The organism is Streptomyces sp. NPDC002130, from assembly GCF_040296465.1.
Taxonomy (GTDB): domain Bacteria; phylum Actinomycetota; class Actinomycetes; order Streptomycetales; family Streptomycetaceae; genus Streptomyces.
The window spans coordinates 1-5,916 of record NZ_JBEOXI010000374.1 but is presented as its reverse complement, the minus strand read 5'-3'; the positions used below and the strand labels follow the sequence as shown (position 1 = coordinate 5,916).

Annotated in this window: 7 protein-coding genes and 1 pseudogene; 6 read left to right on the top strand and 2 right to left on the bottom strand. The window is 71.0% G+C overall.

Annotation, left to right across the window (positions count from 1 at the left end; translation table 11 throughout):
- The 6 genes and pseudogenes from ABT116_RS38690 to proC form a co-directional block, all read left to right on the top strand.
- A pseudogene (locus tag ABT116_RS38690) lies at positions 1 to 100 on the top strand (IS481 family transposase); the annotation flags it as partial.
- A 42-nt stretch (positions 101 to 142) separates the two neighbouring features.
- Positions 143 to 655, top strand: coding sequence for an EamA/RhaT family transporter (locus ABT116_RS38685; protein WP_351644231.1), 513 nt, complete (start codon positions 143 to 145; stop codon positions 653 to 655).
- A gap of 175 nt (positions 656 to 830) precedes the next feature.
- Complete coding sequence (locus ABT116_RS38680; RefSeq protein WP_351644228.1) at positions 831 to 1,643, top strand: class I SAM-dependent methyltransferase; 813 nt, start codon at positions 831 to 833, stop codon at positions 1,641 to 1,643.
- 69 nt (positions 1,644 to 1,712) lie between these two features.
- Positions 1,713 to 2,561, top strand: coding sequence for an ABC transporter ATP-binding protein (locus tag ABT116_RS38675; RefSeq protein WP_351644226.1), 849 nt, complete (start codon positions 1,713 to 1,715; stop codon positions 2,559 to 2,561).
- On the top strand, positions 2,558 to 3,340 hold the full coding sequence (locus ABT116_RS38670; RefSeq protein ID WP_351644224.1) for an ABC transporter permease: 783 nt from the start codon (positions 2,558 to 2,560) through the stop codon (positions 3,338 to 3,340). Before ABT116_RS38675 ends, ABT116_RS38670 begins: the two co-directional genes overlap by 4 nt.
- A gap of 104 nt (positions 3,341 to 3,444) precedes the next feature.
- Positions 3,445 to 4,257 carry a pyrroline-5-carboxylate reductase gene (gene proC, locus ABT116_RS38665; RefSeq protein ID WP_351644221.1) on the top strand — a complete coding sequence of 271 codons (813 nt, stop codon included), beginning with the start codon at positions 3,445 to 3,447 and terminating at the stop codon, positions 4,255 to 4,257.
- Positions 4,258 to 4,299: 42 nt separating this feature from the next.
- On the opposite strand, the gene trpS is transcribed toward proC, so the two are convergent.
- Together trpS and ABT116_RS38655 are read right to left on the bottom strand one after the other, a co-directional pair.
- Positions 4,300 to 5,334: a tryptophan--tRNA ligase gene (gene trpS, locus ABT116_RS38660; protein WP_351644219.1), complete on the bottom strand. Its 1,035-nt coding sequence runs from the start codon at positions 5,332 to 5,334 to the stop codon at positions 4,300 to 4,302.
- Entirely contained in the window at positions 5,331 to 5,486 is a 156-nt protein-coding gene (locus ABT116_RS38655; RefSeq protein ID WP_351644217.1) for a hypothetical protein, read from the bottom strand. The genes trpS and ABT116_RS38655 overlap by 4 nt, the downstream gene beginning before the upstream one ends.
- Positions 5,487 to 5,916: the final 430 nt, after the last annotated feature.

The window sequence follows — 5,916 nt, the reverse complement described above, 5'->3', positions numbered from 1 at the left end:
AGACTTCCTGCACACCTACAACCACCACCGTTGCCACACCGCACTCGGCGGCCAGCCACCCATCAGCCGCGTCAACAACCCTGCGGGTCAATACACCTAGCCCGCCCCGAGCCCGCGGCCCGGCAAGGGTCATAATCGATCCGTGAGTGCAGAAGACAGCACCCGTGCCACCGCCGCGGGCTCCAGGGCCGAGGCTTCCGGCCCCCGCCCCGAGCCCCTGCGCTTCTTCGGCACGACCTGGCTGGACCACGACAACGGCTACACGCCCCGTCGTATCGCGGTCGCCGTCGGCTCCCTCGCCACCGCGGCCCTCTCCTGCCTCGTCCTCCGCCTCGCCTACCAGGGCCTGCAGATCGCCGCGATCGGCGGCTTCGTCACGGTCCTCATGGTCGCGATGTTCGCGATCTGCAGCGCGATGGCCTTCCGCCACACCTGGGCCGGCTTCACCAGCCGCCCCGACCCCGAGCGCCAGGCGTCCCTGCGCGGTCTCCTGACCGTCGGCTTCGTCGGCTCCCTCCTCGCCTACTTCCTCCGCTCCCTCACCGAGGCCCCCGGGGAGAAGCTGCACCGCGAGGAGTACGAAGAGGCCCGCAAGCAATACGAGAAGCGCACCACCCGCCGCTCGGGCAACCCGAAGAACCGCCGCCGGGCGTAGCGTCCGGCGTGTGACGACCGGGCGGGGCCGTCAGACGGGTGGGACGACCGGGCGGAGCCTTCAGACAGGCCGGGGAGGCCCCGACTCCTCGCACCTCACGCCCACCCCCCCAACTCCCGCCGGTCTCACCGAAATCTCACCCCTCACCACCCCGCCCCCCGGCCACCATGGCCGTATGACCACACCTCCCTCCGCCCACCACCCCACCGGAGCCCACCCCACCCACGGACCCGCCCGAACCGCCCGAGCCCACTCCTTCAACGCCGCCGCAGCCCAGTACGCGGCCAACCGCCCCTCCTACCCCCCGGCCCTCTTCGACGCGATGGAAGACCTGACCGGCCGCCCCCTCACCGGCACCCGCGTCGCAGACATCGGCGCAGGGACCGGCATCGCCACCGCCCTCCTCCATGCGAGGGGCGCGAACGTCATCGCCGTGGAACCCGGCGACGGCATGGCGGCCCAGTTCCGCCGTACCCTCCCGGGCGTCCCGATCATCCGCGGCACGGGCGACGACCTCCCCCTCACCGACGACTCCGTCGACCTCGTCACCTACGCCCAGGCCTGGCACTGGACCGATCCCGCCCGCGCCGTCCCGGAAGCCCTGCGCGTCCTGCGCCCCGGCGGCGCCCTCGCCCTGTGGTGGAACACCGACGCCCTCGACGTCCCCTGGATCGCCGAGGCCGCCGCCCGCACCGAGCGTCACTTCCGCATCGACGTCTCCGCCGAGAAACGCAACGTCAACGCCCGCGCCGCCGACCCCACCGGCCTCCTCGACTTCACCCGCCGCACGGTCCGCTGGAGCCGCCGCGTCCCGGTCGACATCCACCTCGCCAACATCGGCAGCCACTCGGTCTTCCTCACGCACGACCCGGAACGCACCACAGCCTTCCTGGCCGCGGAACGCGAGCACCTCCTCCGCACCTTCCCGGACGGTGTCGTGGAGGAGGTCTACGAGGTCGTCCTCCTCCTCGCCGAGACCCCGGCCTGACGCGCACCCGCCCGAAGGCCGCCCCAGGGCCGCTTGACGCGCCCGACCCCCGGGAGCATTATTCATCGCATGATGAATAATGCTCCCGGCTCACCACGCCCGGGCCCCGCCCCCACCCCCGACCACCCGCCGACATCGGACTCCCCAGCCGCCCACACCCCTGCCGTCCACGCCGAGAACCTCACCGTCGTCCGCGGCCCCCGCACGGTCCTGCGCAACCTCGGCTTCACCGTCCCCCGCGGCCAGATCACCGGCCTCCTCGGCCCCTCCGGCTGCGGCAAATCGACCCTCATGCGCGCCCTCGTCGGCACCCAGGCCAAGGTCACCGGCACCCTCGACGTCCTCGGCCACCCCGCCGGCCACCCCACCCTGCGCACCCGCATCGGCTACGTCACCCAGGCCCCGTCCGTCTACGACGACCTGACGGTCCGGCAGAACCTGGACTACTTCGCCGCGATCCTGAACCCCGGCCGGGCAGCCGCCGACCGCCGCACTGAGGACGTCACCCGCGCGATAAGCGACGTCGACCTCACCGCCCACGCCGACTCCCTCGCCGGCAAGCTCTCCGGCGGCCAGCGCAACCGCGTCTCCCTCGCCGTCGCCCTCCTCGGCGCCCCTGAGCTCCTGGTCCTCGACGAACCGACCGTCGGCCTCGACCCGGTCCTGCGCCGCGACCTGTGGAACCTCTTCCACGACATCGCGACCGGCCGCGGCGCCACCCTCCTCGTCTCCTCCCACGTCATGGACGAGGCCGAACGCTGCCACCGCCTCCTCCTCATGCGCGACGGCGAACTCCTCGCCGACGACAGCCCCGACGCCCTGCGCACCCGCACCGGCGCGGACACGGTCGAGGAGGCCTTCCTGCACCTGGTGGACGAAGCGAAAGCAGCAGCCCGCACGAAGGAGACGACCCGATGACCACGACCACCCCGACCAGGACGGCCACCCCACCGAGGGCCCTGAACGCCTCCCGCACCACCGCCACTGCCGCGCGGGTCCTGCGCCAGCTGACCCACGACCCCCGCACCATCGCGCTGCTGGTCCTCATCCCCTGCGTGATGCTGTTCCTGCTGCGCTACGTCTTCGACGGCAGCCCCCGCACCTTCGACAGCATCGGCGCGTCCCTCCTCGGGATCTTCCCGCTCATCACGATGTTCCTGGTGACGTCCATCGCCACCCTGCGCGAACGCACCTCCGGCACCCTCGAACGCCTCCTCGCCATGCCTCTCGGCAAGGGCGACCTCATCGCCGGCTACGCCCTCGCCTTCGGCGCCCTCGCGATCATCCAGTCCGCCCTGGCCACGGGCCTCGCGGTCTGGTTCCTCGGCCTCGACGTCACCGGCAGCCCCTGGCTCCTCCTCCTGGTGGCCCTCCTCGACGCCCTCCTCGGCACGGCCCTCGGCCTCTTCGTCTCGGCCTTCGCCGCCTCCGAGTTCCAGGCGGTCCAGTTCATGCCGGCGGTGATCTTCCCCCAGCTACTCCTGTGCGGTCTGTTCACCCCGCGCGACACCATGCACCCGGCCCTGGAGGCCCTCTCCGACGTCCTCCCCATGTCGTACGCCGTCGACGGCATGAACGAGGTCCTGCGCCACACGGACATGACCGCCACCTTCGTCCGGGACACCCTGATCGTCGCCGGCTGCGCGCTCCTGGTCCTGATCCTGGGCGCGGCGACCCTCAGGCGCCGGACGGCATAGCCGGCCCGACGCGACATCCCGCCCAGCGGACACCCGAGCCGCCCCCCACTCCCCGGTGCGAGGATGGACCCCGGACGACGCACCCTTCGGAGGCACCCCGCGCCATGACCCAGAAAGTCGCAGTCCTCGGCACCGGCAAGATCGGCGAAGCCCTGCTCAGCGGAATGATCCGCGCCGGCTGGACCCCGTCCGACCTCCTGGTCACCACCCGCCGCGAGGAACGAGCCGATGAGCTCCGCACCCGCTACGGCGTCACCCCGGTCACCAACGCCGAAGCCGCCAAGACCGCCGACACCCTGATCCTCACGGTGAAACCGCAGGACATGGGCACCCTCCTCGACGAGCTCGCCCCGCACGTCCCCGCCGACCGCCTGGTCATCAGCGGCGCCGCGGGCATCCCCACGGCCTACTTCGAGGAGCGCCTCGCCCCGGGCACCCCGGTCGTCCGCGTCATGACGAACACCCCCGCCCTCGTCGACGAGGCGATGTCCGTCATCTCCGCAGGCACCCACGCCACCGCCGACCACCTCGCCCACACCGAGGAGATCTTCGGCGCCGTCGGCAAGACGCTCCGCGTCCCCGAGTCCCAGCAGGACGCCTGCACCGCCCTCTCCGGCTCCGGCCCGGCCTACTTCTTCTACCTGGTCGAAGCCATGACCGACGCCGGCATCCTCCTCGGCCTGCCCCGCGACAAGGCCCACGACCTCATCGTCCAGTCCGCCATCGGCGCCGCGACGATGCTCCGCGACAGCGGCGAACACCCGGTCAAGCTCCGCGAGAACGTCACGTCCCCCGCCGGCACGACGATCAACGCCATCCGCGAACTCGAGAACCACGGCGTACGGGCCGCCCTCATCGCCGCCCTCGAAGCCGCCCGCGACCGCAGCCGCGCCCTGGCCTCCGGCAACAACAGCTGAGTGTCGGGGGCGGGCCCGACCCGCCCCCGACACCCACACCGCTCAGACCGTCAGCCCGGCACCCGCCGCGGCCACCTCCTCCACAGCGGGCAGCAACCCGATCGCGCGATACGCCGCGTCCACGGTCGGCCGAGCCATCCTCCGAGCCCGCCCCGCCCCGTCCCGCAGCACGCCCTCCACATAACCGGGATCGGCACACAACTCCTTGTGCCTCTTCTGCAGCGGCCGCAGCACCTCGACCACAGCCTCCGCGGTGTCCTTCTTCAAGGCCCCGTACGACGGGTAAGCACCACTCAACGACTCGGGCTCCCCACCCGTGCAGGCCGCGAGGATCTCCAGCAGATTCGCGAGCCCCGGCCGGTCCTCCCGGTCGTAGACGACCTCCCGCCCGCTGTCGGTCACCGCCCGCATCACCTTCTTGCGCACCACGTCCGGCTCGTCCAGCAGATAGACGATCCCCGGCCCGACGTCGTCACTCTTGCCCATCTTGGACGCCGGGTCCTGCAGATTCATCACCCGCGCCGCCACCTCCGGCCGCGTGGCCCGCGGCACCACGAACGTATGCCCGTACCGCTGGTTGAACCGCACGGCGATGTCCCGCGCGAGCTCCACATGCTGCCGCTGATCGTCCCCGACCGGCACCACGTCGGCTCCGTACGCCAGGATGTCCGCCGCCATCAGCACGGGATACGTCAGCAGCGACAGCCGCACGCTCCCGCCCCGCCGCTGCTCCCGTGCGGCCTTCTCCTTGTACTGGATCATCCGCCGCATCTCACCGTCGGTGGCCACGCACTCCAGCACGTACGACAGCCGGGCGTGCTCGTCCACATGGCTCTGCACGAACACCGTGCAGAGCTCCGGATCCAGCCCGGCCGCCAGCAGCAAGGTCGCCGACTGCCGGCTCAGCCTGCGCACCCGCGCGGGATCGTGGTCCACGGTCAGCGCATGCAGATCGACCACACAGAACAAGGCCTCCGCCTCGTGCTGGTCCACGGCAGCCCACCGCCGCATGGCCCCCAGGTAGTTCCCCAGCGTCAGATGCCCCGTCGGCTTGACCCCGCTGAAGACCCGTGTCATCTCTCCTCCACCAGCCGGTCGGGACCGCCGCCCCGGGCGGCCGCCCCTCCGTGTTCCGGGAGGGAGAAACGAAAACGGCCGCCGAAGCGGCGGCCGTTGTGTGCGTACGTGAGCGCGGCCGCCGTCAGGCGGCCCACCACAGCTGGGTGCACGTACGCGTCGTCATACAGCCCAGGCTACGCCCCGGGAGTGCCGTCCGCCCCCGAGTTGACACGCCCTACCCCCATCCGTAGTGTTCTCCGAGTTGCCCGACGTGAGCGCCGACTCCGGTCGGTCCCCGGGCAGCCAATCCGCAGGTACTCACCATTATTCGACGCGCAGTGCATCTGTCGTCGCTTCATTGGCATGTGTATTTACGGAATGAGGAATCCCCGTTCGAAAGGACGCGGCCCCCGATTGGCTCGGGAGCCGGGGAATCCGCTAAAGTCTCACTCGTCGGAACGGCCCAACAGCCGCAAAGACAAACCCCGCTGACCGGGGATCAGGTCCGAAAGGATCTGATAGAGTCGGAACCGCCGGAAAGGGAAACGCGGAAGCGGGAACCTGGAAAGCACCGAGGAAATCGGATCGGAAAGATCTGAT

Coding starts and splice junctions, on each gene's coding strand:
- ABT116_RS38675 (WP_351644226.1), top strand. CDS start 1,713: ATGATGAATAATGCTCCCGGCTCACCACGCCCGGGCCCCGCCCCCACC.
- trpS (WP_351644219.1), bottom strand. CDS start 5,334: ATGACACGGGTCTTCAGCGGGGTCAAGCCGACGGGGCATCTGACGCTG.
- proC (WP_351644221.1), top strand. CDS start 3,445: ATGACCCAGAAAGTCGCAGTCCTCGGCACCGGCAAGATCGGCGAAGCC.
- ABT116_RS38670 (WP_351644224.1), top strand. CDS start 2,558: ATGACCACGACCACCCCGACCAGGACGGCCACCCCACCGAGGGCCCTG.
- ABT116_RS38680 (WP_351644228.1), top strand. CDS start 831: ATGACCACACCTCCCTCCGCCCACCACCCCACCGGAGCCCACCCCACC.